21 protein-coding genes, 4 tRNA genes and 3 rRNA genes are annotated in these 25,815 nt (G+C 59.6%); 4 read left to right on the forward strand and 24 right to left on the reverse strand.

Going from position 1 to position 25,815, the window contains the following annotated elements; genetic code table 11:
• Nucleotide 1 precedes the first annotated feature (1 nt).
• From KF821_04925 to KF821_04955, 7 genes are all read right to left on the reverse strand, one after another.
• Nucleotides 2–934: a diacylglycerol kinase family lipid kinase gene (locus KF821_04925; protein MBX3005157.1), complete on the reverse strand. Its 933-nt coding sequence runs from the start codon at nt 932–934 to the stop codon at nt 2–4.
• A gap of 96 nt (nt 935–1,030) precedes the next feature.
• Nucleotides 1,031–1,498 (reverse strand): ferritin-like domain-containing protein, encoded by a 468-nt coding sequence (locus KF821_04930; GenBank protein ID MBX3005158.1) that lies wholly within the window; start codon nt 1,496–1,498, stop codon nt 1,031–1,033.
• A gap of 85 nt (nt 1,499–1,583) precedes the next feature.
• The gene (locus tag KF821_04935) at nt 1,584–2,183 is read right to left on the reverse strand and encodes a metallophosphoesterase family protein (GenBank protein ID MBX3005159.1); all 600 of its coding nucleotides are present in this window, start codon (nt 2,181–2,183) and stop codon (nt 1,584–1,586) included.
• A gap of 11 nt (nt 2,184–2,194) precedes the next feature.
• Nucleotides 2,195–3,430 carry an aminopeptidase P family protein gene (locus KF821_04940; GenBank protein MBX3005160.1) on the reverse strand — a complete coding sequence of 412 codons (1,236 nt, stop codon included), beginning with the start codon at nt 3,428–3,430 and terminating at the stop codon, nt 2,195–2,197.
• A 2-nt stretch (nt 3,431–3,432) separates the two neighbouring features.
• Nucleotides 3,433–4,644, reverse strand: coding sequence for a geranylgeranyl reductase family protein (locus tag KF821_04945; protein MBX3005161.1), 1,212 nt, complete (start codon nt 4,642–4,644; stop codon nt 3,433–3,435).
• A 5-nt stretch (nt 4,645–4,649) separates the two neighbouring features.
• Nucleotides 4,650–5,486, reverse strand: coding sequence for a phytoene/squalene synthase family protein (locus KF821_04950; GenBank protein ID MBX3005162.1), 837 nt, complete (start codon nt 5,484–5,486; stop codon nt 4,650–4,652).
• A gap of 8 nt (nt 5,487–5,494) precedes the next feature.
• A complete protein-coding gene (locus KF821_04955; GenBank protein ID MBX3005163.1) occupies nt 5,495–5,905 on the reverse strand; it encodes a hypothetical protein in 411 nt (136 codons plus the stop codon).
• Between the two features lie 287 nt (nt 5,906–6,192).
• Here KF821_04955 and KF821_04960 point away from each other — a divergent pair, with 287 nt between their 5' ends.
• On the forward strand, nt 6,193–7,209 hold the full coding sequence (locus KF821_04960) for a GNAT family N-acetyltransferase (GenBank protein ID MBX3005164.1): 1,017 nt from the start codon (nt 6,193–6,195) through the stop codon (nt 7,207–7,209).
• Nucleotides 7,210–7,300: 91 nt separating this feature from the next.
• The gene (locus KF821_04965) at nt 7,301–8,272 is read left to right on the forward strand and encodes an aldo/keto reductase (GenBank protein ID MBX3005165.1); all 972 of its coding nucleotides are present in this window, start codon (nt 7,301–7,303) and stop codon (nt 8,270–8,272) included.
• On the opposite strand, the gene KF821_04970 is transcribed toward KF821_04965, so the two are convergent.
• The 12 genes from KF821_04970 to KF821_05025 form a co-directional block, all read right to left on the reverse strand.
• Nucleotides 8,269–8,841 (reverse strand): hypothetical protein, encoded by a 573-nt coding sequence (locus KF821_04970; protein ID MBX3005166.1) that lies wholly within the window; start codon nt 8,839–8,841, stop codon nt 8,269–8,271. The genes KF821_04965 and KF821_04970 overlap by 4 nt on opposite strands.
• A 74-nt stretch (nt 8,842–8,915) precedes the next feature.
• The gene (locus tag KF821_04975) at nt 8,916–11,237 is read right to left on the reverse strand and encodes a ComEC/Rec2 family competence protein (protein ID MBX3005167.1); all 2,322 of its coding nucleotides are present in this window, start codon (nt 11,235–11,237) and stop codon (nt 8,916–8,918) included.
• Nucleotides 11,238–11,317: 80 nt separating this feature from the next.
• A 5S ribosomal RNA gene (rrf, locus tag KF821_04980) occupies nt 11,318–11,434 on the reverse strand.
• Nucleotides 11,435–11,510: 76 nt separating this feature from the next.
• Nucleotides 11,511–14,481: ribosomal RNA gene (locus tag KF821_04985) — 23S ribosomal RNA — on the reverse strand.
• 446 nt (nt 14,482–14,927) lie between these two features.
• Nucleotides 14,928–15,000 (reverse strand) — tRNA-Ala (locus KF821_04990).
• A gap of 19 nt (nt 15,001–15,019) precedes the next feature.
• Nucleotides 15,020–15,093 (reverse strand) — tRNA-Ile (locus tag KF821_04995).
• A gap of 222 nt (nt 15,094–15,315) precedes the next feature.
• A 16S ribosomal RNA gene (locus tag KF821_05000) occupies nt 15,316–16,824 on the reverse strand.
• The 16S, 23S and 5S rRNA genes sit together here with 2 tRNA genes alongside, the layout of an rRNA operon.
• Before the next feature lie 325 nt (nt 16,825–17,149).
• On the reverse strand, nt 17,150–17,752 hold the full coding sequence (gene recR / locus KF821_05005; protein ID MBX3005168.1) for a recombination mediator RecR: 603 nt from the start codon (nt 17,750–17,752) through the stop codon (nt 17,150–17,152).
• 3 nt (nt 17,753–17,755) lie between these two features.
• Nucleotides 17,756–18,067, reverse strand: a complete 312-nt coding sequence (locus KF821_05010; GenBank protein MBX3005169.1) for a YbaB/EbfC family nucleoid-associated protein — start codon at nt 18,065–18,067, stop codon at nt 17,756–17,758.
• Between the two features lie 36 nt (nt 18,068–18,103).
• A complete protein-coding gene (dnaX, locus tag KF821_05015) occupies nt 18,104–19,645 on the reverse strand; it encodes a DNA polymerase III subunit gamma/tau (GenBank protein ID MBX3005170.1) in 1,542 nt (513 codons plus the stop codon).
• Nucleotides 19,646–19,706: 61 nt separating this feature from the next.
• Complete coding sequence (locus tag KF821_05020) at nt 19,707–20,156, reverse strand: DUF1992 domain-containing protein (GenBank protein MBX3005171.1); 450 nt, start codon at nt 20,154–20,156, stop codon at nt 19,707–19,709.
• Nucleotides 20,157–20,250: 94 nt separating this feature from the next.
• Nucleotides 20,251–20,727: a lamin tail domain-containing protein gene (locus KF821_05025; GenBank protein MBX3005172.1), complete on the reverse strand. Its 477-nt coding sequence runs from the start codon at nt 20,725–20,727 to the stop codon at nt 20,251–20,253.
• Nucleotides 20,728–20,812: 85 nt separating this feature from the next.
• Here KF821_05025 and KF821_05030 point away from each other — a divergent pair, with 85 nt between their 5' ends.
• Entirely contained in the window at nt 20,813–21,247 is a 435-nt protein-coding gene (locus KF821_05030) for a hypothetical protein (GenBank protein MBX3005173.1), read from the forward strand.
• The gene (locus KF821_05035; protein ID MBX3005174.1) at nt 21,244–23,076 is read left to right on the forward strand and encodes a hypothetical protein; all 1,833 of its coding nucleotides are present in this window, start codon (nt 21,244–21,246) and stop codon (nt 23,074–23,076) included. The genes KF821_05030 and KF821_05035 overlap by 4 nt, the downstream gene beginning before the upstream one ends.
• On the opposite strand, the gene KF821_05040 is transcribed toward KF821_05035, so the two are convergent.
• From KF821_05040 to KF821_05060, 5 genes are all read right to left on the reverse strand, one after another.
• Nucleotides 23,069–24,616, reverse strand: coding sequence for a sulfatase-like hydrolase/transferase (locus KF821_05040; GenBank protein ID MBX3005175.1), 1,548 nt, complete (start codon nt 24,614–24,616; stop codon nt 23,069–23,071). The genes KF821_05035 and KF821_05040 overlap by 8 nt on opposite strands.
• Before the next feature lie 22 nt (nt 24,617–24,638).
• A tRNA-Ile gene (locus tag KF821_05045) sits at nt 24,639–24,710 on the reverse strand.
• Between the two features lie 85 nt (nt 24,711–24,795).
• Nucleotides 24,796–25,176 (reverse strand): VOC family protein, encoded by a 381-nt coding sequence (locus tag KF821_05050; GenBank protein MBX3005176.1) that lies wholly within the window; start codon nt 25,174–25,176, stop codon nt 24,796–24,798.
• Nucleotides 25,176–25,637 carry a rhodanese-like domain-containing protein gene (locus KF821_05055; protein MBX3005177.1) on the reverse strand — a complete coding sequence of 154 codons (462 nt, stop codon included), beginning with the start codon at nt 25,635–25,637 and terminating at the stop codon, nt 25,176–25,178. The genes KF821_05050 and KF821_05055 overlap by 1 nt, the downstream gene beginning before the upstream one ends.
• Nucleotides 25,638–25,669: 32 nt before the next feature.
• Nucleotides 25,670–25,741: transfer RNA gene (locus KF821_05060), tRNA-Gly, on the reverse strand.
• Nucleotides 25,742–25,815: the final 74 nt, after the last annotated feature.

Below are 25,815 nucleotides of genomic sequence, written 5' to 3' on the forward strand. Positions count from 1 at the left end.
ACTAGCTGGCTGGCGGCACCAGCACTTCCAGTGCCTGGGGCAGAACAGAAATTTTGAGTTTGTGCACGTTGCTATTGAAGCCCGCAAAGGTCTCGCCGTCAATATGAATGGTGAGCGATTGCTGCGATTCGAGTTCAATGCTCTTGGCCTTGCCCATCTTGACCTGCTTATCAAAGCGGCCCTGGGTGCCCTTGAGGAACTCAGGGATCAGGCGGAACATGCTCAGGCGTGAAACCTTGCCCACCTGGGTGTAATTCAGCCAGCCATCATCGAATTCAGCTTCGGGAGCGGTGATAAAGCCGCCGCCCTCACGCTTGCCGTTGCACACCCCCAGCATCAGCACGTCGGCATCCCAACTTTCCTGGTCCGTGCTGATCTTCATCGACATCACGTCATAGCGGCGGATGATGGTGAGCAAGGTGGCGGCGAAATACATAAGGAAGCCTCGCACCAGCGGCAAATTGTGCGAATAAATGTTGACCGAGCCGCCAAAGCCGATGTTCATGGTGTTATCCCAGTATTCTTTGCGGCCGTTCTCATCTTCGATCAGCGCCAGATCAATTTTGCGTGTGTTTCCCTGCAAGGCCATCTGTAGGGCATCACGCGGGCCATCCGGCAGGCCCAGATTGTGCGCAAAATCATTCCCGGAACCCAGCGGCACAATGCCAAACTTGGGGCGCTGATGGGCCGGCACGCTCATCAAGCCGTTGATAACCTCGTGGGCCGTGCCATCGCCGCCTACGGCAATCACGATCTCGTAGCCTTCTTCGGCCGCCTGGCGGGCCAGTTCGGTGGCATGCGTGGGGTATACGGTGCCAGCCCAATCCGCACCGCCAAATTGCTCCGCAATCGCTCGTAGGTCAGTGGCTTGCCGCCAGGCATTGCCCAGATCGGCATTGGGGTTGATGATGAGCTTGATGCGTTTGCCTGCCATTGTGTCTCCAGAAGGGGGAATGGCGGAATTATAGTCCGAAACCAAAAGCCACCCCGAACGGGGTGGCTTTTGGTACACGCGCAAGCCCGCGGCCAGCTAGAGCGGCCAGTCACGCAGGATGCGCTCGGTTTCCTCGGCGTGGCGGGTTTCATCACTGACGATGTTCTCCAGCTCCACTGCCAGACCCTTGTCACCGTACTCTTCAGCGTCTTCAGCACGCTGGGTGTAATCGCGCACGGCGCGTTGCTCGGCCTCCAGCACCGCCTCGAGCATCTCGCGGTTGCTTTCGACGGTGGCCACGGGGCGCGGCTGGGTGGTGGGCTCGCCGCCCAGAGCTACGATCTTGTTGGCCAGGAACTGCGCATGGCGCTGCTCGTCGGGCACTTCGGCCAGAAAGAACTCCACCAATTGCGGGCGGTAAGGCCCGGTGACCTTGGCGGCGTAGGCGATGTACTGCACGATGGCACTGAGCTCACCGGCCAGGTCTTCATTCAAACTCTCGATGAGGTCCGCTTTGGCCTGTAAAACCGCGGCAGACGCTTTGGTCTTGGTTTTGGTTTTCATAGTACCTCCTGCGATAGTTGATCCACGCGCTTCCAGTTCAAGTGTTACATAGCTGGCAACGAATCCACAGGGGCATTTATCACCACTAGCGGCGGGTAGTGTCCATTTTTAAGTTGTCCTCATCTGGCTGCGGGGGCAGCTCGATCAGCTCGGCCTCGGCCTGGCCGGCCTGCAGGTGCAGTAGAGCAAAGCTGGGGGGGTTGCCGGGCAGCACCTGGTAACAGGCCGAGCCGGGGTTGACCAGCAATTGGCGCCCCACGCGGCGGATGAGCGGCTCATGCGTATGGCCGAAGACGATCACATCCTCCTGCGGAAACTGGCGCAGGATGCGTTCGGCAAAGTAATCGAAGCTGCGCGGTCCGTGCAGCAGGTAGTGCAGTTTGTCGCGCAGGTAGCTGCGCCAGTTGATGTGCCCATGGGCCAACCCGATGCGCACACCGCCATACTGCAAATGACGCTGATTGGGCAAATCGGCGGAGGGGAACCAATCGGTGTTGCCGCGCACCGCCAGCACTGGGGCCACCTCCCCCAGTTGGGCCAGCAGGCGCGCGGTGGAGATATCGCCGGCGTGCAGGATTGCGCTGACGCCCGCCTGGCGCAGTGCGGGCAGGATACGCGCGTCCAGACCGCGCTTGCGGTCTGGTACATGCGTATCGGCGATCAACCCCAGGGTGATTTTGGTCAAAGAGGCTCCCGCTACGATTTTAGCGGGATCACCAGGTCATAAGGATACGGGGCCAGGATTTCAAGATGGCCATCGGGATGCAGGTAGACGGCGTCCTCAATGCGCGCGCCCAGGCCGCGCTCGGGATAGTACAGGCCCGGCTCGACGGTGATCACCATGCCGGGCTGCAGCACATCTTCGGGGGAGGCATCGCGCCCGGTGGAGGGGCGCTCGTGCACATCCAGGCCGAGGCCGTGGGCCAGCGAATGTACATAGCCGGAGCGGATGCGCGGATCCTGGCGCACGGTGGCGTGGCCCTGGGCCTCAAAGAGCTCACACACGCGCTCTTGATAGACCGTGCCATGCACGCCGGCTTTGATCTCGGCCATCACGGTATCGAATACGGAGCGCACGTCATCATATAGCGCTTGCGCTTCGGGTGTGGCGTAGCCGATGCACCAGGTGCGCGTAAAATCGGCAAAGTAGCCGCCGCCCGCTTGCACCGGGTAGATATCGAAGACAATCGGTTCGCCCAGGCGCAGCACAGCGTCCGGGCTGCCCTGGCTGTGGGGCACGCCGCCCTCGGCGCCGGGGGCAAAGATAGTGCCGTGCGGGTTATCTAGGCCGCGCTCGGCCAGCCAACGATTGATCAGCGATTTCACCTTGGCCACGGTGACCGGCTGGCCATCTTCACCGGTCAGCACCCCGTCGACATCTTTTTGGCGGCTGAGGAAATCAGCCACCTGGCCCACCACGTCCACCGTCTGCTGGGCCACTTTGCGCATCTGCACCATTTCAGCGGCGTCTTTGGTGGCGCGCGCCTGCAGCAACACGGAATTGCGGAATTCGTCAACCAATTGCAAACCCGGCATGAACTCCTGCAGGGCCGAGAGCAGGCCGAAGGATTGCCCGGCATCCCGCTGGCCATACACCGCCACTTTGCCAGCCGTCAGACCTACATCGCTAAGCATGTGTTGGAACAGGCGCGCGGTAGCACGCAGCGCATCTTTGCCCTCCTGCTCGTACAGCTCGCGATAGTTGTAATCAGTGATCGAGCGCGTGGCCAAGCCGGTGGAGGCCGCTTCATCACGCTCCATGTTGTGGCAAAACAGCACCGGCGCCTCACCACGCTTGACCACCAGTAACCCCTCGGTAACATGGGCCACACCAGTGAAATACGTCATCGGAGGGTTGTGCAATGCATCGCCAAAGATCAATAAAGCGTCCAAGCCACGCGCGTCCATCAGGGCCGGCAAATCTGATTTCATCCTTACACTCCTATCAATACTTTGCGTACGATCCGCGGGCGCAATAAGGCCGCGGGGTGCTGCTGACTCATCAAGATACTAACAAACAATTCGCGCAGCTCTGGGCTGCGCGCACACACGCGCACAATGCGATCCATCAGCAGCGGGTTGACGTAAACCTTGCGCAGATACCCCAGAAAGGTAAACATGCTTTGGAAGTGCGCCCGCAGCAGGCGGTCATACGCGCGCAAGGCGTTGCGGCTAAGCGCATCCGAGGCCAGCGCATCATGCAGGAATTGGGCTGCCAGGCGGCCGCTCTCCAGCGCGAAGTCGATGCCTTCGCCAGTGAGCGGGCTCACCAGGCCGGCGCTCTCGCCCACCAGCACGATACGCTCGGCGTGGGTAGGTGCGGTGGTGAAATCAATGCGCAGCGGGTAGCTCTTGACTAGGCCAACCTGCTGGGCCCCGGCGGTTAGCTGGCTCAGGCGCGGGCCTTGCAGAAAATGATCGAAAGCCGTGCGCAACGAGCCGGCGCTGGTGGCCTGATCACGCCACATGCCCAAGCCGATATTGGCCGAAGCCGGCCCGGTGGGAAAGACCCAGCCATAGCCCGGCATGGGCACTTGTTCAAAGTGCGCCTGAATATGATCGCCCAGATCGTGCAAGCCCTCATAGTATGCGCGCACCGCCACAATCGGGCGCGGGGCATAGCTGAGGATCTGGTTGTCGCGCAAGAAGCCCATATTGGCGCCCACCGCCACCACCGCGGCACGCGCCTGAAAGCTGGCCGGCTGGCCGTCAAGCTCGGCTTGGATCTGCACGCCGCTGGTCTCGGCATGCAAGGCGGTGACGCGGGCATTGCCCTGGAACGTGGCGCCTTGTTGAATGGCGCGCTGGCGGATTAGATCATCCAGGCGCAGGCGCGGCACCACCAATAAGTAATCATGAAAATCAGGGTGGGCAGGAATGCTGGAGTGCAATACCGCACCGCGTTTGGCAAAGATCGAAACCCCATGGATACGGCATCCCGCCGCCTCGGCCGCCGCCAGAATGCCCATATCCGCCAGGATATCCAGGGCACGCGGGGTGAGGCCATCGCCACAGGTCTTATCGCGCGGGAAGCTAGCCTTATCCAGCAGCAGCACGCGCTGGCCTTGGCGCGCCAGGTAAAACGCAGCCGCCGAGCCTCCCGGCCCGGCGCCAATCACCGCGACGTCATAGGAGGGCGCCGCCATGCCAGCTACGCGGAGCCGAGGGAATTTTGCGCTTCAAGCGCTTGCAGGATCTTGAGCACATCTGCGCGCGAAAGTTTTTCGCGCCCTTCGGCCAGCGCCTCCAGGGTGGCATGCGCCAGCGCCCGGGGGATATTGACAAAGTCTGAGAAGGTGTTGGCCGCCAGGCTTTGCATGTAAGCATCAAAGTCGTTCAAATTGTGGCGGGCGTAATTCTGCATTTCAGCATCGCCCCAATCATCGGGGTAAAAATCCACACCGCGTTGCAAGTCTTCCTTGCGATTGCGCAGGATGTTGACCGATTGCAGGGCGCGCCCAAACTGGATCGCCAAACTGCGGTGGATCTGCACGTGCTCGAACCAAGCCCACAAGTCACACAGCAGCAGGCCCACCGCGCCCGCCACGCTATACGTGTAGCGATCCAGATCAGCCTGCGAAGCTACCGTGAAGCCGTTGAGCACCCAATCGCGCATGCGCCCGGCCATCGCCGAGGTGGCCTCCCAGACGCGCGGGGCGATGAACGCCGGGGCATAGCACGCCCATTCGGAGAGGCGCAGCGTCACCTCAGGCAACTGCTCTGTATAGGGGGCAAAGAGCGCGCTAAAACGCGCATGGTCAAAGCGCTCGGCCGAGGTTTGCGAATCGAGCAGCAGGCAAATAGTTTGCAGGAGCTCGGCCTTGGCCGCCGCTGGCAAGTGCGGATGATCTTCGATCTCGTCAATGGCGCGCATGCACAGGTAGCCCGCGGCCACGGCTTCCTGCAAGCCATTGGGCAAGCGGATGATCGGCAGATAAAAGGTGCGGCTGGTTTGCTCCAGCACTTCAAGGGCGGTATGGATCGTCACTAGCGTGATTATATATCCTCAGGTTCAGAATAACGCCACTGGCTGCGTTCACGCATGCGCAAGAACCACTCGATCGCCAGGAACACAATCGCCAGCAAAAGCGCCAACGCGCCCGTGAGCACCTGGCCATATTGCAACCAAGCCAGGGTGGCCGCATACACGCCGACCCACAAGGCCTGGCGCACGATGCCATTGCTGCGTACCGGCGGATCGCTGGGGAAGCGGTAATTGAGGAAGGACACCACCGGCAGGCCCAGGCCGCTGAACGCGATCACCACCAGGAAGAAGAACAGCCAGCGCGGCACAAGCGTGGGCTGGGTACTGGTGAGCAGCAAGCTCAGCCCACCCCAACCCAGCACCAGCAACAGGATGGTGATGGGCAGGAAGGCAAACGGAGAGGGGGTGCCAGCCTTGTTCATTGCGGTGATTATACGTGCTTGCTGCTTGACTAGCCTGGCGCACCTGATGTACACTATGCGCTATCAGGAGTTTGTAAGATGCAGACCTTCTACACCACCCCAATTGCTCAGCAGAGCGCAGCCAATAAGGCTGGCGTTTTCGCTCTGCCTTGGCGTAGTGTGCCTGCATCTGGCCAATAGACAAATTCTGTTTAGTGACCGGCCGCATGGCGCACCGCCCTGCGGCCTTTTTTGTTTAAGGTCGCCGGGCGCCCGCCTGCGGCCTTTTTTTATTCTTTGGAGGCATTATGGATGACGAATTGTATAGCCAGTATGCGCTGCGCCCGGTAGCGCCCGAGGACACCGCCGCCGTGGTGGCGGTGATCAACCAGTTCTCGCAAACCTTTGGCAACTTCGCCGAGGAGACGGTGGAGGGCCTGGCCGGATTTTGGAAAACGCCCGGTATAGCGCCCGCCGATGACTTGCGCGTGCTAGTGGCCGCGGATGGCCGCATTGCCGGGTACGCCGAAACCACCGCGTGGAATGAGGTGCCCGTGCATCCCAACATCTACCAGCGCGTGCTGCCTGAGCTGGTCGGCAGCCCAGCCCATGCGCAGCTGCTGGATTGGGCCATCGCACGCAGCCACGCGGTGCTGGACAAAGTACCCGAGGACCTGCGCGTCTCGATCGGCACCTTCAGCCTGATGGATATCCCCGCGCAGGAGGCGCTGCTGGCCGAGCGTGGCTTCAGCAAGACGCGCTATACCTTTGAGATGGGCATTGCCCTCAACGGTGAGATCCCCGCGCCGCAGTGGCCGCACGGTATCCGCTTACAGCCTTTCGATCTCGAGCGGGATCTACGCAAGGTATATGCCGCTCACGATCAGGCCTTCGAAGACCACTTCGGCCACCAGGCCGAAGAGTTCGAGAAGGGTCTTGAGCGCTTCCGCCATCTGTTGGTGGCGGAAGGCACCGAGTACGACCCGAGCCTGTGGTTCATCGCCATGGATGGCGATGAGATCGCCGGCTACCTGGTTGGGCGCAAACGCAGCGATGGCGGCGATTTGGGCTGGGTCAATTTGCTCGGCGTGCGCCGCCCCTGGCGCAAGCTGGGGCTGGGTTTGGCGTTGCTGCAGCATGGCTTCCGCGCCTTCCAGGCGCGCGGCTGGCAACGCGCCGAGCTCAACGTAGATGGCAGCAGCCTCACCGGCGCGGTGCGCTTGTATGAACGCGCGGGCATGCAAGTGATTCGCCGGCATGCCCGCTACGAGAAGGAACTTCGTGCAGGAAAGGAGTTGATGACCGTAGAACTAAGCAGCCAATAGCCCCAAACCGCAGAACCAACACAACAGCGCCGGCGATGAGCCGGCGTTGTTGTTTCTGGCCGTTATACTTGCACGGAAAGGATCTGCGGCAATGGAATACAGACAATTTGGCAAACAGGCGCTGCGCGTCAGCGAGATGGGGCACGGCTTGTGGGGGATGGGCGGGTGGTCAGACGCCGATGATAAACAATCTATGGCCGCGCTGGAGCGCTCGTTGGCCCTGGGCTGCAATTTCTTTGACACCGCCTGGGCCTATGGCGCGGGCCATAGCGAGCGCCTGCTGGGCCAGTTGATCCGCAATCACCCGGGCAGCGAGATCATCATTGCTACCAAAGTGCCGCCCAAAAACGGCGTATGGCCGGCCGATCCAAACGATGCGCTCGAGGATGTATTCCCCGCCCAGCACATTATCGATTTCACAAAACGCAGCCTGGATAATTTGGGCACTGACCATCTGCACTTGCAACAACTGCACGTCTGGGATGACCAGTGGGCCGAGGCCCCCGGGTGGATCGAAGCCGCTGAACAATTGAAGGCGGAAGGACTGATTAAATTCTTCGGCTTGAGTTTGAACCGTTGGGAGCCCTGGAATGGACTCAAGGCAATTCGCACCGGCGCAGTAGATGCGGTGCAGGTGATCTACAACATTTTCGATCAGGCGCCCGAAGATGAACTCTTCCCGCTGTGCCAGGAGTTGGGCGTGGCGGTATTGGCACGCGTGCCATTGGATGAAGGCGGCCTTAGCGGTAAGCTCACGCTAGAGACCCAGTTTGCCGAAGATGACTGGCGCTCGGGCTATTTTGGGCCAGAGAATTTAAAGCCCACGGTTGAACGCGCCGAAGCACTGAAGGCCTTGCTGCCCGCCGGCATGCCGCTGCCGGAGCTGGCCCTGCGCTTTGTATTGGCCCACCCGGCAGTCAGCACCACCATCCCGGGGATGCGCAAGTTGGCGCATGTGGAGCAGAACATCGCCTTGAGCGATGGCAAGCCCCTGCCCGCAGAACTGCTGGAGCAACTTAAGGCGCACCGCTGGGACCGCAAAGTGGCCCCGTGGTCTGATTAGTCAGTTGGGGTAATGGGTTCGAGTTCGGCAACCAAATAGGGCACCTGCTCAGGGTAAGACCAAAGCACTACGGCGCGATACTCGGCCAGCTCAACGTCAGCGGGCAGCGCCAGTTGGGCATCGCCCTCGGCTAGCGCCAACAAGCCCAGGTCGAGACTGGTGGCCCAATCGGGAGCGTTGCTGGCATCAACCTCGCCATCGGCCAGCACCACGTGCAGATTCGGATACGCATCCAGCTGCACGTCCTCCAAAGCCACAATGTGGGCGCCATTCTCGAGCGCGTAGATCTCCACATTGCCGCTGCCTGCCACGGCCACCGCCATAAAGCTACCACTGGCTACGCGTTGTGCTTGTGGCATGCTACTGAAGTCAATCGTCTCCAGGGTGGCGGTTGGCAATGGAGTGGCCGTGGCCGGGCGCGGGGTAGCACTGGCCATCAGCGCCAGCGTGGGAAACATGGTGTAAGCTTGCCGGCTGGTAAACAGCGGGGAAATCAAATACCACGCCACGGACGAGCCTAACAAGGCCATTCCCAAAACAGCCAGCCGGATCACAGGTTTCTTAAACATGGAGCGCGGATTATAGCCGAACGCCGCGCCGCCGCGCCGAGCCTGGGTTTAAGGTTGCATGAGAGCCCGGGCACTCACGGGGTGGCGCTGCTGAGCCATAGCCGGTAGCCATCGGTCTCGGCGCGCAGCCAGCCGTGCTCGGCCACCGAAAGCAGCCGGCCCGGCAGCGCGGCGTTCGGCGCGGTGCCTTCGGCACTGAGCCAATATACGCGGGCGCCACTGCCAGCAAGCCATTCCGGCGGGTTCAGCGGGGGATAGCCGCCTTCAGGCAACAAGAGCAGATCCAGCCCGGCTACCGGCTCAGCACGCAACCTAGCCAGTTGGTCTACATCGATGCCGGTGGGCAGTAGCGCCTGAAAGTTGCGCCATTGCAATAGGAAGGTGGCGCCACGCGGGCCAATGCCGAGCACTTGCAAAGAGGCCTCATCCCCTAAATCCAGCGTTTGCCCTTGGGCTAAAGGACTGGGGGCATAAGTAGACAAGTTCTCCAGCAATGCGCTGAGCTGTGGAGTGGGCCAACTGTGTCCCCATAGCACCCCATTGGCCTGTAGGCGTTCAAAGCCACTGCGCAGGCCGTCGATCTGCTCGGCACGGCTGCCGCCCAGCAGCACCCAATCCAGCTGGCGGGCAAAGAATGGCAAATGTTGGCCGAGCTGGCTGGAAAGTTCGAGCGCGCTGCCCCCACCGTTGATCAAGACATTACGCCCGGTGGGTGTGCGGATCAGAATTGCCTCACCGGGCACATCCAACAGGGTAATTTGCAACCGCCCGCTGGGTGCGGCCGCCGCCAGCCCCCAGGCGGCCAGTGCCGCGCCTGCTAACAGGCCGGCAACCAGCGCCGGGCGCGGCTGCAAACGGCGCAGCGCCTGGCGCAAGGGCGCCAGGCTGGCCGCCAGCACGGCGGCGTAATACAACAGCACCAGAGCTAAACTAACATGCTCAACAGGATAGACGGCCCAGGCGGGCTGCGCCAGCCACTGCGCGCTGCGCACGGTGAGCGCGCCCAGCGGCCAGGCACAAAGCGCCAATAGCTGGCCGGGTAAGCGCCAAACCCAGGACACCAGTAGGGACAGACCGCCCAGAATGAACAGCGCCGGCTGCAATGGCAAGATCAGTAGATTGGCCGGAAAAGTAATTAGCGAGAATTGCCCAAAGTGATACAGCAGCAACGGCAGGGTGAGTACTTGCGCTGCCAAGGTAAATAAAAAGTATTCGCTGATCGGGCCGGCGAGGCGCGTGGCCCACACTGCGGGGAGACGCGCCTCAAGCTGCTGCTCTAACCAGGCTCGCCAGGGGCCGGCATACACCAGCAGCCCCAGCGTGGCCATAAAGGAGAGCTGAAAGCCAACATCCCACAGGATCAAAGGGTTCACCAAGGCCATCAGAGCCGCGGTGAAGGCCAGCGTGTTCAGGCTGTGCTGATCGCGTCCGGCCAGTTGAGCGGCCAATACCACCAGGCCCATGATCGCCGCGCGCACTACGGAGGCTTGCGCTCCGACCAAGACGGTGTAAGCCACAATGCACAGGCCCGCCAGCCACAGGCCGCGGCGCTTGCCGACCACTCGCGTGAACACGCTGAGCGCTAACCCGGCAATGATGCTGATATTGAAGCCCGAGATGGCTACGATGTGACGGGTACCGGTGGTGTTGAACGCCTGCTTCAGCTGCTGGCTGATGCCACTTTCATCACCGAGCAGAATACCAGCCAGCAAACCGGCCACCGGGTCAGGATAGAGCTGGTGCAGGCGCTCCACCCCGGCTGATCGAATACTGTACAGCCACTGGCGCAGGCGATCCCCGTGCCATTGACCGCTGGCCTGCACGTTAGCAAAAGGCATCTCACTATGTACGCCTTGACGCGCCAGGTATTCGGCGTAGGTGTCATCTTCATCGCCCCCTGGAGTGCGCAACCGGCCGGTGAGCAGCACGCCGTCACCATAATGCCACTGCTGGCCCAAGGCCACGCGTGCCAGGGCGCGCCCCCGCACGGCGTATAGCTGCCCGTCCAGCTCCAGCTGCTCCGCCTCGAACCACAGCTCGGTGTGGTTTTCACGCGCCACGGCCGGCTGGGTCAGATGGCCCCACACCTGTAGCTGCCCCTCGGCATTGTTGTAAAAAGCCAGGTCGGCGGGGGTGAGCTGCGGCTGCGCCGCCTGGTAGCGCAGCGCGCCCAGTGTGAGCAGCAAGGCGGCGAACAAGGCCAGGCGCGCCGCCGCGTGGGGCCAGCGCCACAGCGCGGCGAGTAAGGCCAGTAGGCACAGCGCGGCCAGCCACGGCCAGGCCGCGCCGTGCGGCCAGCGATTGGCGGCCAGGATACCGAGGAGAAATGCCAGACTGGTCCACAAGAGCGGCAAGTGGACGAAGGCCGGCACACGTTTGCTGTCCGCGCCCTGCATGGCGGGCATTATAAATGGGGGCGATGCGGAAACAAAAATGCCGCCAGGATCTGGCGGCATTTTGAGTTAAAAGAAAAGTCTCTTGGCAATGACCTACTCTCCCAGGGGGCTGCCCCCCAAGTACCATCGGCGCTAGCGAGCTTAACTGCCGGGTTCGAGATGGGACCGGGTGTACCCTCGCTGCATAAATCACCAAGAGACTATTTCACAAGTCTGGTAACTGAATAATGACCCTGGGTTGCTGCACGGAAAATCTTCGAGTTCTCCACATTACCGATTAAGCCCTCGACCATTAGTACAGTTTAGCTCCACACATTGCTGCGCTTCCACCCACTGCCTATCAAGCAGGTAGTCTACCTGCGGTCTTACTCCATAACGGATGAGGGATCTCATCTTGAGACGGGTTTCCCACTTAGATGCTTTCAGCGGTTATCCCTGCCAGACGTGGCTACCCAGCTATGCCCTTGGCAGGACAACTGGCACACCAGAGGTCTGTCCACCCCGGTCCTCTCGTACTAGGGGCAGATTCTCGCAAATCCCTTACGCCCACATCGGATAGAGACCGACCTGTCTCACGACGGTCTGAACCCAGCTCGCGTGCCGCTTTAATGGGCGAACAGCCCAACCCTTGGGACCTGATACAGCCCCAGGATGCGACGAGCCGACATCGAGGTGCCGAGCCACGCCGTCGCTATGGACGCTTGGGCGTGACCAGCCTGTTATCCCCGGGGTAGCTTTTGTCCGATAAGCCACGGCCCTTCCACTCGGTACCGTGGGATCACTAAGTCCGACTTTCGTCTCTGCTCGACGCGTTGGTCTTACAGTCAAGCTCCCTTGTGCCTTTACACTCTACGGCTGGTTTCCATTCAGCCTGAGGGAACCTTTGAGCGCCTCAGTTACTCTTTATGAGGCGACCGCCCCAGTCAAACTGCCTATCTGGCACGGTTCCCCACCCGGATAACGGCGTGGGGTTAGATGCGAAACTTGACCAGGCTGGTATTTCACTGATGGCTCCACCGAGGCTAGCGCCCCAGCTTCAAAGCCTCCCAGCTATACTACACAAGTCAAGCCCCAAATCAATGCCAAACTACAGTAAAGCTCCACGGGGTCTTTTTGTCCTGATGCGGGTAACGAGCATCTTCACTCGTATTTCAATTTCACCGGGTCTTTCGTTGAGACAGTGCTCCACTTGTTACTCCGTTCGTGCGGGTCGGAACTTACCCGACAAGGAATTTCGCTACCTTAGGACCGTTATAGTTACGGCCGCCGTTCACTGGGGCTTCAGTTCAGTGCTTCGCTTGCGCTAACACGTCCCTTTAACCTTCCAGCACCGGGCAGGAGTCAGCCCCTATACATCGTCTTACGACTTAGCAGAGACCTGTGGTTTTGTTAACCAGTCAGCAGAGCCTGTTTACTGCGACCCAAATTCGCTACAGAAGAAATTCTTTCACGATTATGGGCACCTCTTATCCCGAAGTTACGAGGTTAAGTTGCCTAATTCCTTAACGAAAGTTCTCCCGTTCGCCTTGGTATACTCAACCCATCTACCAGTGTCGGTTTGCGGTACGGTTATTTGAGGGTCAACGCTTAGAGGCTTTTCTCGACAGCAAGGCTCAACCACTTCAGCCTCAGGGCACGCCATCACGCCTCAGCTCAGCTCGCGGATTTACCTACGAACCTCAACGCCTACACGTTTAGAACCTGCACAACCAATCGCAGGCTGGCCTACCTCGCTGTGTCCCCCCATCGCTCATCTCAAATAGTTCCGGAATGTTGACCGGATATCCATCACCTACGCCTCTCGGCCTCGGCTAAGGACCGACTAACCCGACGCGGATTGACCTGCCGTCGGAAACCTTAGATTTACGGCGAACATGATTCTCACATGTTTTACGCTACTCATGTCTGCATTCTCACTTCCATACGCTCCAGCCGTCCTTACGGTCGACCTTCACTGCCTATGGAACGCTCCCCTACGGCTCCAACTTACGTTGAAACCCATGTCTTCGGTGCTACGCTTAGCCCCGTTACATTTTCCGCGCAAGATCACTTGACCAGTGAGCTGTTACGCACTCTTTAAAGGATGGCTGCTTCTAAGCAAACCTCCTGGTTGTCTCAGTAATCTCACAACGTTTCCCACTTAGCGTAGACTTTGGGACCTTAGACGATGGTCTGGGCTCTTTCCCTCTCGACCACGAAACTCATCTCCCGTGGTCCGACTGCCTTGCTTTGGAGTACCGGCATTCGGAGTTTGGTTGGGGTTGGTAAGCAGTAAGCCCCCGTGCCCATCCAGTGCTCTACCTCCGGCACTAAACGCAAGACGCTAGCCCTAAAGCTATTTCGGGGAGAACAAGCTATCTCCTGGTTCGTTTGGCATATCACCCCTACCCACAGTTCATCCCACAACTTTGCAACGTTGAAAGGTTCGGGCCTCCACGAGTGGTTAGACTCGCTTCACCCTGACCATGGGTAGCTCACCAGGTTTCGTGTCTAATTCTTGCGACTGCACGCCCTATTCAGACTCGCTTTCGCTCCGGCTTCGGGTGTTACTCCCTTAACCTTGCCACAAAAATTAACTCGCAGACTCATTCTCCAAAAGGCACGCCGTCAGGCCTAACGCCGCGATGCCCATCTCTGGGTTCACAGACGCGTCATAGCCCTTCGACTGCTTGTAAGCTTATGGTTTCAGGTTCTATTTCACTCCCCTCACCGGGGTGCTTTTCACCTTTCCCTCGCGGTACTTGTTCACTATCGGTCGCAACGTGTATTTAGCCTTGGAGAGTGGTCTCCCCAGATTCCCACCGGATTACACGAGTCCAGTGGTACTCAGGTATCTGACGGAAGTCATGAAGCTTTCGCATACGGGACTGTTACCCTCTTTGGTAGGCTTTCCCACACCATTCTGCTAACTTCATGATTGATCACTTCCATGTGCCAGACCCTACAACCCTCAAGAAGCAAGCCTCTTGAGTTTGGGCTGTTCCCCGTTCGCTCGCCACTACTAAGGGAATCTCGTTGATTTCTGTTCCTCTGGTTACTAAGATGTTTCAGTTCACCAGGTGCCCTCCGCCAGGTCTATGTGTTCAACTAGGCGGTGCTGCGAGTTCATCGCAGCGGGTTTCCCCATTCGGAGACCCCCGGATCGAAGCCTGTTCACGGCTCCCCGGGGATTATCGCAGTGTCCCGCGTCCTTCATCGGCACGTCGCGCCAAGGCATCCACCATAAGCTCTTAGTAGCTTAATCATATGGTAATGCGGAGAAATCGAAAATTTTCCGCAACAAGGAAATATCAAACTCACGTTTGATAAGACCCTTGTTACATTTTTTGCTATTAGGATCATTATTCAGTTGGTAAAGTGCACACGAGCATCGCTGCCCGCCTTGGGACTTGCCCTACGGTTGCTACGCCGCAAAACGCTCCCGTTATGCTCCGGCATCAATAGCCGGCCTGGGGCCCCAGAGGAGCGCCAGGCTGGATATTCATACACGTTTACTTGTTAATCTCGGGCACCTTAGACAGAAGGGCCCGGCGCAACGCCGGGCCCTCGAAACCGAAGCCTCTTGCGTTACGACACGCTTGTTTTTTACGAAACCACCAACTGTACAGTCAGAAGTCTTTCTCCGTTTCGTACTACTTCACTGCATTATACCGCACCGCCTTCACTTGTGAAGGCGACCACTCCAGAGAGTGGAGATGAGGGGGCTCGAACCCCTGACCCCCGCCTTGCAAAGGCGGTGCTCTCCCAACTGAGCTACATCCCCGAGCCCCTGGCCGGTAGAGTGGGCCTGAGAGGATTCGAACCTCTGACCTCTGCGTTATCAGCACAGCGCTCTAACCAACTGAGCTACAGGCCCTTGCGTTGGCACGCAACGCAGCGCTGCGGTACCTTAACCGCTGAATAGTGATAAGAAGGAGACAGTTTGCATTTTTTGCCGCACACTTGTGAGAAAGTGATTGGCAGTTTCGCCTCACCACCGCAGTGAGACTTGGCATCACTCAGTGAGTGTATGCCTGATGTGGAGAGTGGAGTGCTTCCTCTGCACCACGAGGATGCTGGAGGAGACTCAATGCTCCAGAAAGGAGGTGATCCAGGCGCACCTTCCGGTACACCTACCTTGTTACGACTTCGTCCCAGTTACCAATCCCACCTTGGGCGGCTCCCTCCTTGCGGTTAGGATACCGACTTCAGGTGTTATCAGCTTCCATGACGTGACGGGCGGTGTGTACAACGCCCGGGAACGTATTCACCGCACTAATGCTGACGCGCGGTTACTAGCAACTCCGACTTCATGCAGGCGAGTTGCAGCCTGCAATCTGAACTGAGGCCGATTTTGAGGATTGGCTCCACCTTGCGGTCTTGCAACCCGTTGTACCGACCATTGTAGCGTGTGTGTAGCCCTGGATATAAAGGCCATGCTGACTTGACGTCATCCCCACCTTCCTCCGGCTTGATACCGGCAGTCCCGTATGACACATGTAACATACAGCAGGGGTTGCGCTCGTTACCGGACTTAACCGGACATCTCACGACACGAGCTGACGACAGCCATGCAGCACCTGTATACGCTCCCCGAAGGGTCGATCCGGTTTCCCTTCTCTACCACGTATATGTCAAACCCAGGTAAGGTTCTTCGTGTAGCATCGAATTAAACCACACGCTCCGCTGCTTGTGCGGGCACCCGTCAATTCCTTTGAGTTTTAACCTTGCGGCCGTAGTCCCCAGGCGGTGAACTTATCGCGTTGGCTTCGGCACCGATAGGTTTTACCCCACCGACACCAAGTTCACATCGTTTACAGCTAGGACTACCGGGGTTTCTAATCCCGTTTGCTCCCCTAGCTTTCGCGTTGGAGTGTCAGGAGCGGTCCAGAAGGTCGCCTTCGCCACTGATGTTCCTCCGGATATCTACGCATTTCACCACTACACCCGGAATTCCACCTTCCTCTACCGTCCTCTAGCCTACCAGTTTTGAACGACAACTCCCAGTTAAGCCGGGAGATTTAACATCCAACTTAATAGACCACCTGCACGCGCTTTACGCCCAGTAAATCCGGATAACGCTCGGATCCTACGTGTTACCGCGGCTGCTGGCACGTAGTTAGCCGATCCTTATTCATGAGGTACAGTCCTTTCTCTTCCCTCATAAAAGCACTTTACAACCCGAAGGCCTTCATCGTGCACGCGGCGTTGCTGCATCAGGCTTTCGCCCATTGTGCAATATTCCCTACTGCTGCCACCCGTAGGTGTCTGGACCGTGTTTCAGTTCCAGTGTGGGGGGTCACCCTCTCAGGTCCCCTACCCGTCTTAGCCTTGGTAAGCCATTACCTTACCAACTAGCTGATGGGACGCAGGCCCCTCCCGAAGCGGATTACTCCTTTGATAGTGAGACCTCTAACTCTCACAGTCACATGGGGTATTAGCAGCCCTTTCGGACTGTTATCCCCCACTTCGGGGCAGGTCACCAACGCGTTACTCACCCGTTCGCCACTAGGACACCCTTGTACGAATACAAAGGGCCTCGTTCGACTTGCATGTATTAGGCACGCCGCCAGCGTTCATCCTGAGCCAGGATCAAACTCTCCGCAAAAAAGTGTGTCTTGCGACACACATAGTTACAAACTTATGCGGTTTGTCAAAAGAAAACGCAAGCTATCTTTTACTTCTTATCACTATTCAGATGTTAAGGTCCGGCGCATACACAGGGGCGGGATTGTACCTGCACCTTTGTGGCCTGTCAAGGCTGGCAGACAAGAAAAGTCCCGCTGCCGATCAAGGCAGTCGGGGCCTCCGTCGCTTCTCAACTTGTTCAGTTGTTAGGGAATGCTGTACTCGCTACAGATATTCCGTTACCAAATGCAAGCGAGATTATATGCAGAATTTCACAAATAGCAAGCGATTCTGAATATTTTAAGCTACATGTTTTGCCGGCCCGCCAAGGCACGCAGCAGGGTGCTTTGATCGGCATACTCCAGGTCGCCGCCCATCGGCAGGCCGCGCGCCAAGCGCGTCACCTGCACACCCAATGGCACCACCTGCTGCTGCAGATACATAGCGGTGGCATCGCCCTCCATACTGGGGTTGGTAGCCAGGATCAGTTCACGTACCGTGCCTTGCTGCAAACGTTGCAACAACTCAGCAATCTTAAGATCTTCGGGGCCAACGCCTTCGATCGGCGAGAGCGCACCACCGAGCACATGGTACAGGCCGCGGTAGCCTTGCGTGCGTTCGATGGCGAGCACATCCAGCGGCTCTTCAACAACGCACAACAATTCTTGCTGGCGCTCCGGGTGGGCGCAGATCGGGCACAGCGCTTCGCCCGCGGTGGTGATGTTAAAACATTGCTGGCAGGTCGCCGTGCCGGCGCGCAGCCCGCCCAGCGCGCGCGAGATCTCTTCTGCCAAGCCGCCATCCCCTCGCAACAAAAAGAAAGTCAGGCGCGAGGCGGTTTTAGGCCCCACCCCAGGCAGGCGCGAGAATGCTTCGATGACGCGCTGGATCGGCTCGGGCAGTAACACGGCTTAGAGGCCAAACCCCTGCGAGAGCGGGCCTAGCCGGTCCTTCGCCATCTCGCGCGAAGCTTCCAACGCCTGGTTGGTAGCTTCCATCAGTAGCTTGCTGAGCTTCTGCGGATCGGCGGCCAGCTCAGGGGCGATCTCCAGGCTGGTGATACGTTGATCACCGGTGATGACCACTTTGATGGCGCCGCCTTCCACTTCGGCGGTTACCGTCTGGCGGGCCAGCTCTTTCTGTGCCTTGGCCAAGTCACTCTGCAGTTGGCGCAGTTGTTTGAGCATGCCACCCATGTCGCCAAGTCCGGGCAATTTATCCATAGTTAAAAACTCCGTTCGTTTGTTTTGATATGGCCACTAATCATCTGTGGCTTGATCACTTTGATCGACAATTTCGCCGCCCAGGCGCACCGCTGCGGCCACGATGCCAGCGCTATCCACACCCGCCGGCAGGTCTGACGCTTTGGCGCTGCTCACAAAGCAGGTCACCCTGTAAGCGCCGCCCAGCACTTGCTGCAACACAGTTTCCAGCATCTGCAGGTTTTCGGCTTTTTCCATTTTCTCTTTCAATACATCCGTGGCAAAGCCCAGCATCAATTCCTCGCCGCGCACTTGGCGCGCTTTAGAAGAGTTGAGTAGCGCCGCCAGGTTGGGGCTGTGCTGCCTGGCCACCTCTTTGATCTTGTTCCACTGGCTACCATCCAGGCCGGCCGCCGCGTGATCTGCAGCCGGCGCCGCAGGAGCCAGCGATGGTGCCGCGGGGCGCGCAGGCGCAGCCCGGCCGGGCGCAGCGGCCGCGCGCGCAACGGGGACGGCGGCGGCCGGCGCCTGCAGCGCTTCGACCAAGGCCATCTCTAACGGCAGGCCAGGTTGCCAGGCCTGGCGTACTTCAGCCGCAGCCTCGTTGAACAGGTGCAGGGTGCGCAACACGGCGCGGGTCTCCAACTGCTCGGCCTGGGTTTGCATGCGGCGCATCTCGTCTCCGGCAAATTCATGCCCCACGCTGGCGCCCATGCGCAGCAACAAGATGCCGCGCAGGGTATTCACGATCTGGCGCGCCAATTGACGGGCATCGCTGCCGCTATCCAGCGCCGCGCCCAATTGCTCCAGCCCAGCGGCCGCATCGCCCGCCACGATGGCATCGATCACGGCCAATACCGCTTCGCTGGCCGAGGTGCCCAGCACCTGTTGCGTCCAGGCCAACTGCAAGCGTTCGCCGGGCACCGCCAACTGATCCAGCAAGGAAATCGAATCGCGCAGGCTGCCAGTACCCTGGCGGGCGATCAACTCCAGCGCTTCCCGCTCCGCATCCACACCCTCGTCATTGGCGATCTTTTCGAGTTGGGCTACCGTCTCGTCGAGCGGCAGGCGACGGAATTCATGCCGTTGGCAGCGCGAGAGCACCGTAGCCGGCACTTTGTGGGTCTCCGTGGTGGCCAGAATAAAGATGGCGTGCGGCGGCGGCTCCTCCAGCGTTTTTAGCAGCGCATTGAAAGCTGCAGTGGAGAGCATGTGCACTTCGTCAATGATATAGACTTTGTATTGGCCCTGGTTGGGCGAGAAATTGATCTTGTCGCGCAAGTCGCGCACGTCGTCCACGCTGGTGTTGGAGGCAGCATCAATTTCGATCAGATCCATAAAGCTGCCGGCTTGCATGGCCAGGCAGTGCTCACAAGTGCAATCCGGGCGCTCGGCGGCATTGGCGTTGGTGCAGTTAACTGCCTTGGCCAGCAGCCGTGCCACGCTGGTTTTGCCGGTGCCGCGCGGCCCGGAGAACAAGTAGGCATGCCCTACCCGGCCAGCCGCTACCGCGTTGCGCAGCGTGCTGACCACATGCTCCTGGCCTACGACATCAGACCAATGATTGGGGCGATATTTCCGATACAGAGATTGAGACATGGGCCGTTGGGGAGCTTAGCAGCTCTCAACTAGTGTAACAGAGCGCATGCGCAGCTACAACTCAGCCGCGCGCATCGCCGGGTTGGCAAATGGCCGCAGCCTCCCGCGCCGCGTCAATCAGGGCGCGAGTGAGCTGCACATGGCCCACGGTGAGGTTGTAGTCACGGATGCGTTGATTGAGTTGCGCCACCAAATCCCCAAACTGCTGCTGGGCCTGCTGCCACTGCACTGCCACAAACGCTGCGCTCATTCCCGCCTGCCCTGCCTGAGTGCGCCAGGCCAAGTTCTCTGCCAGGCGAGCGCGCCCGGCCGCCAGATCCTGCTCGATAGCTTGGCGCACCTCAATGAAGGCGGGAGCAAAGCCGTTCTCCTTCAGCAAGTGATATGCCAACTGCCAATCCGGCTCTACATACGGGTTATCTTCCAGGCGAAGCGGCTTGCCCGCCCCGCGCAGGTTGTCAAACGCCCCTGCGTCCATTGCCTTGCGAATGATCTCGTCGATATTAGGCATAGATACACGGTGAGTAGTGATTAGTGATTCCATGAGTTTATCTCAGTCAACGACAAACCTCTTCACTGTTCACTCTTTCACTGTTCATTCTTTCTTACGGCACCGTATAGGTCGCCTGCACAGTGCCGCTGGCATCCAGCAGGGTCAATTCTTCGCCACGTTCCCACACGGCCACTTGGCGATCCCAGAACAACTCGGCAGCCGTGTTTTCGCCCGTACGCGTGTACACGGATACTTGCCCGCCGGGGTGCAGCACCAACGCAGGGAAGCGAAATTCAATGCCGCTGCTGTCGCGCAGCCGCCAGCCCGCCAGCGCCAATTGCTCCGCGCCGCTATGCTCCAAGGTCACGCGCTCATTCTGCAGGTCACCGGCGGCTACTACCGCAGCAATGCGCAACGGGCTGCTGTTGCCGCCGCCTGCCGCGCTACTGAGGATCGTCAGCTCCGGCGGGTCGCGGAATACGAAGAACGTCCACAGCGACATGACGATCAGTGCGCTGACAACCGAAACGATGACATTGAGCACCAGATAGCGCATCAAGCGCCGGTCGCTAAGAATTTCGCGCAACATGTGGCGATAATAGCAGAAACATCGCCGCATAGCTGCACGGCATCGCAGCACAATCCACTTGGCGCCAAATGGTAGACTCTGCCGGATGGACTCTGCAGCCCCTGCGCACCCGGCTTCCGTTCGCCCGGCGGCGATTACCTTTACCGGCCGCCTGGTCTGCCTGCAAAGCATCGGCCTGATCGTGCTGGCCCTGCTGGCCGCGCCTGAGCCGCCGATCGCCAACCATGAATGGCGCGAGGTCTGGCGCGCCGGGCTGTACATCACCCTGGCGTTCCTCAGCGCCTGGTCCGGCTTGGGGCTGCTGCGTTTGCGCCCCTCGGCCTGGAACCTGGCCATGCTAGTGCAAGGCACGGCATTGCTGCACGCCCTGGCGCTCTACCGCGCCGCTGAACGCCCGTTTTACATCTATATTCAAATGCTATTGGCCGTGATCATCGTGGTCAATCTCAACCAGGCCAGCCTGCGCGCCAGCTTTCCCACCGAACTGATCGAAGCCACACCCGCTGAAGAGGCGCGATGAGCTCGCTTTCCCCGCTGGAGCAGACCGCGCTGTTGCGCCGCTTCGAGCCGGTGCTACGCTTCACCCACGGGGAGCGCTTCTACCCGATGGATGTCGAGCGCTATCTACAAAACTGCAGCTATTGGGTGCAGCGCCCCAACCAACCACTCGAGCGCATTCATGCCCAAGGGGCGCTCAGCCTGGATAGCCTGGCGCACAGCCGGCTGGAGCCCTTCGGTACGATCCAATTTCTGAAGTTTATTGAGCCGCTCACCATCACCGAGCTGGCCTCCTACCAACTCCAACAGACCCTGACGCGGGCCGGGCGCGAGCAGGCCTTTCACGCCGGCGCCGGGCGGCTGGCCCGCGTGGGCTACGGCTCGCGCCTGCTCGATGCGTTGTTCTCGCTGAGCTTGTTCGTGCGCGGCCGCGTCCCCGGTGATACCGCCGCCGCCGCGGCGATGCGCTATAAGCAATTGCAAAGCGAAGCCGAGCAATACCAATACTATGGCCGCGTGGTAGAGCAAGAAGGCTGGTTGGTGTTGCAATACTGGTACTTTTACGCCTTCAACAATTGGCGCTCTGGCTTTTCAGGGGTGAATGACCACGAGGCCGATTGGGAAATGGTGTGCCTCTACCTCTACAAAGACGATAGCGGCAGCTGGCAACCGGAATGGTCTGGCTATGCCAGCCATGATTTTGACGGCGATGACCTGCGCCGGCGGTGGGATGACCCTGAGCTGGAGAAGATTGGCGAACACCCGGTGGTGTATGTGGGCGCCGGCTCGCACGCCAGCTACTACCAGGCCGGCGAATACCTCACTGAGCTTGAGCTGCCACTGCTCTCACCGCTCTCGGCGTTCTGGGGCCGCGTGCGTGCCACCTGGGAGCGCCTGCTGCGCACCGAGGACGGCTCGCGGCCCAATGCCACCCTGTTCCGCATCCCCTTCGTGGATTATGCCCGCGGCGATGGCCAGTGCATCGGCCCCGGCCAGCCGCAGCCCTGGGCCGAGCCGGTACTGCTCAGCCCCGCCCCGGCCTGGGTGCGCAGCTACCGCGGCCTGTGGGGCCTGTGGGCGCGTGACCCGATTGCCGGCGAGAACGCGCCCGCCGGCCCAATGTATGACCGCAACGGCACGGTGCGTCGCACCTGGTACGACCCGCTGGGCTGGGCCGGGCTGGATAAGCAAGTGCCGCCCAACCGCGCCCAAGATCGCGCCCGCCGCCGCCAGCACATGATCCAGCAGCGCCAGGATGCGCTAAAGATCAGCATTGCCGAAAAAACGCGCGAATTACGTGACCTGGAGATCGAGGCGGAAGCACTATTGGAGCAGCCGCACATGCAAGCGCTGCACCACGAGCGCAAAGAGCGCATTCGCCAACTAGCGCAGGAGATTGACGGCCTGCGCGCCCAGCTCTCCCAAGACGGCGCGTTGCGCGAAGCGCTGGGCCTGTATGCAGCGCGTCTTGGCGGCGGCTATAAGGTGGGTGCGCGTTCGCACATTCACCGCGCCCATCACCCCGCCAGCGCCATTGGCTTGCGCCTAAGCCGCATCGCCGAAGTGTGGGCTGCGGCCAGCATTGGCCTGGTGCTTTTGACCTTTGTGGGGATTGTGCTGTTTGCCCGCCAGTATTTGCTGATTGGCGTCGTCGCCATGCTCGGCATCGTGGCGGTGATCGAGGCGGTGTTCCGCAGCCGCCTGGGCTGGTTGCTCAGCCGGCTTACCAATGCCTTGGCGCTGATTGCCACTCTCGTGCTGCTCTACCAATTCTTCTGGCCCTTGCTGATCGGCCTCATTATCGTGGCCGGCACTTACATCCTCTGGGAAAACCTGCGCGAGCTCAATTAGCTGCCGGAACGCAGCTATTCGGGGTCAGCACACCTTCGCTCAGGTTAGGGGTATGCCCGTAGTAGCTCAGGTCCTCCAGAGGTGGGTACTCGGCGCCAAAGTAATACGAGAAGAGTGTGCGCAAGCTGTTGACTGGGGTGATGTGATCATAGAGCTGTTCATCGCCACCGTACGGGAAGTAGTAGGCATTCAAGATCGGCAGCAACAGATCGGGCTGTGAACCATTCGGGCCGTGATCTCCTTGCAAGATAATGATCGGCGGCTGGGCCGAGTTTGCCAGGATTTGCTCGATGACTTCGGCAATGCGCCGATCGATAAACTCGGCATTGTTGCGATAGCCCTCCGTAAAATCATCCTGCATATTGCGATAGACGTATGCCCCGCTGGCATCGAAGATAAAGGGTTCATGCGGCACAAGAAGGTGCGCATACACAAACTTAGGCGATTCGAGGTATGCCAATTCAGGCAGTTGCTCAAGGATGTAATTGGTTTGGCGGTAGTGCCGCAAGTACGCAGCGGCCTGCGCATCCAGAGCGCCTGCGGGGAGCAAGTGACGATAATTGCCCACCAGTTGCAGCCAGGAGTGTAGCCAGGTGGTGCGGATCACATTGGCTTCAAAATCATTCAGACTCGCCAAAGAATAGAAGTCTTCATACAAGGTTTCCTGGCGCGCGCTGGCAAGCAACACATCCTCGCCCAGATCTTGATTATTGATCTCGTTGGCGCGCGTTTCAAAGGTCACCACCTGGTAGCCAAGCTGCCGCAGATTTTGCAGCGCGGCACTCACCTTCCAGTCAGGCAGTGCGCTTTCGTTGTCGTACTCAGGGCCAAAGTATTCCATGCGCAACGTGGCGCCCACGGAGAATGTGGTGAGCCAGTAGTTCGCCTGGCTGCAACTGGCGACATAAAAGCCCATTGCTTCCAACTTCTGCACAAATGGAGAACTGTCATAGCCAAAGCGCGCCATCACATCCGGCCGGGTATGCGCATCCAGAATGATGTAATAAATATCTGGCCGGCCAAAATTGGTCGCGGCCCCGATCGCCCCGGTTTGTTCCAGGCTGGCCTGGTTAGCACGCCGGCGCGCCACTTCATACGTGAGGATGTTGGCAAAGTTGAAGGTTGCCACCAGCGCAGTCATCACCAGCACGATCTGGGTAAAGCGCGCCGCCTGCGCAGGATGCCGCAGCAGCCATACGGCGCCCACCAGCAAGAGCAGCACCCAGGCACCCGAAAAAAGCAGATTGCGAACGGGCAACCAGCGGCTGAGCAGATCGAAGATGTGGCCGTACAAGAAGAAAAGCAAGAGAAACAGAATAGTCAACGCGGCTGCCGTATAGGGCCGCCGCAAGATCACCCATGCGAACAAAAACAGCCCCACGGCCAGCGCTATGGCCACCCACAGGGTACGCACCACCGCAGGGGGCTGGATGTACTGGATGTTGAAGTTATGCAGTGCGAGGATTGGCGCCAGTGCCGTACATAGCACGGCCCCCAGAGATTGGATAAATCCGTTGGTACTCGTACCGTTCTCTGTCATCGTTGCCTCTGTCTAGTCGGTGTGGGCCCGCCAGGACTCGAACCTGAAACCTAGCGGTTATGAGCCGCCTGCTCTGCCATTGAGCTACGGGCCCGTGCTTCCGGTGAACTGTAGCGCAGCCGTATGCAACGGCCGCATGCGTGAATTATTGTAATGGGAACTTGAGGGGCCGGCGCGGCTCAGTGGGGCGCATACAGATCGATACGGTAGCCATCCGGGTCTTGCACGATCGCATAGCGCTGCCCCCACGGGGCATCCCACGGCTCCCTTATAAGCGGGTGCCCAGCCGCTTTGACGGCCGCCGAAACTCGATCCACCTCGGCCGCGCTAGCAAGCTGCAGCGCAAACACCGCGTGGTTGCCCGGCCGCGGCGCTTCGCCCAACAGGTCAGCCAGCAGGCTGGCGGCATCGATCATCAGCCGCGCCGAGCCTTGCGGCGTGCGCGGTTCTACATGCTGAGCATCCGCATCATATGCATCAAATTGGAAGCCAAGCAGCTTATAAAAAGCCATCGTGTTTTTCATGTTGGTAGAGCTCACCGCCACGGCATCAATTTTCATCACGTCTCCTCCGCACGAACCGGCCCAGAGGTCGGGTATCCCTGCTTGAACCAGCCATCCGCGCCGCCCGCCAGGCTCGTCACCCGTTCAAAGCCTACCTCTGCCATGATCTCAGCCGCCACCAGCGAGAAGCCGCCGCCAGGGCAGATTGTGACCACTTCGTGCGGCTTATAGGCCTCGATCTCGGCAAATTGCGCCTCCACCATGCTGACCGCCTGCTTGAATTTACTTGCGCTCGGAAAAGTGCCGACCAGCTCCATTAGAGGGATCAGCCGTGCGGTTGGCAAATGCCCATACGCGGTAGTGAACTCGGTGTGTGAGCGCACGTCGATAAGTAACGGCGGTTTGGCCGAGCTCAGCTTCTCAAACAATTGCTCAGCCGAGATCTCGCTCACATTGGGGTAGCTATACTCGCCCTTGATAAGCTTGCTGCCTACCAGGCGCACAATCCGAAAGATCATTCCCCTACGCGTGAGCTTCATCGTCATTCGAGAGCGGGCGGCGGGATTCGAACCCGCGTATGTCAGCTTGGAAGGCTGATGCCTTACCACTTGGCGACGCCCGCAGTTAACTTCGCCACGATTATATTCCATTGTGGCCACTCGCCCGCGCTTACCTCGCGGCCCCACACTCACACCT

It is taken from the genome of Anaerolineales bacterium (assembly GCA_019637755.1).
Classification (GTDB): domain Bacteria; phylum Chloroflexota; class Anaerolineae; order Anaerolineales; family UBA11579; genus JAMCZK01.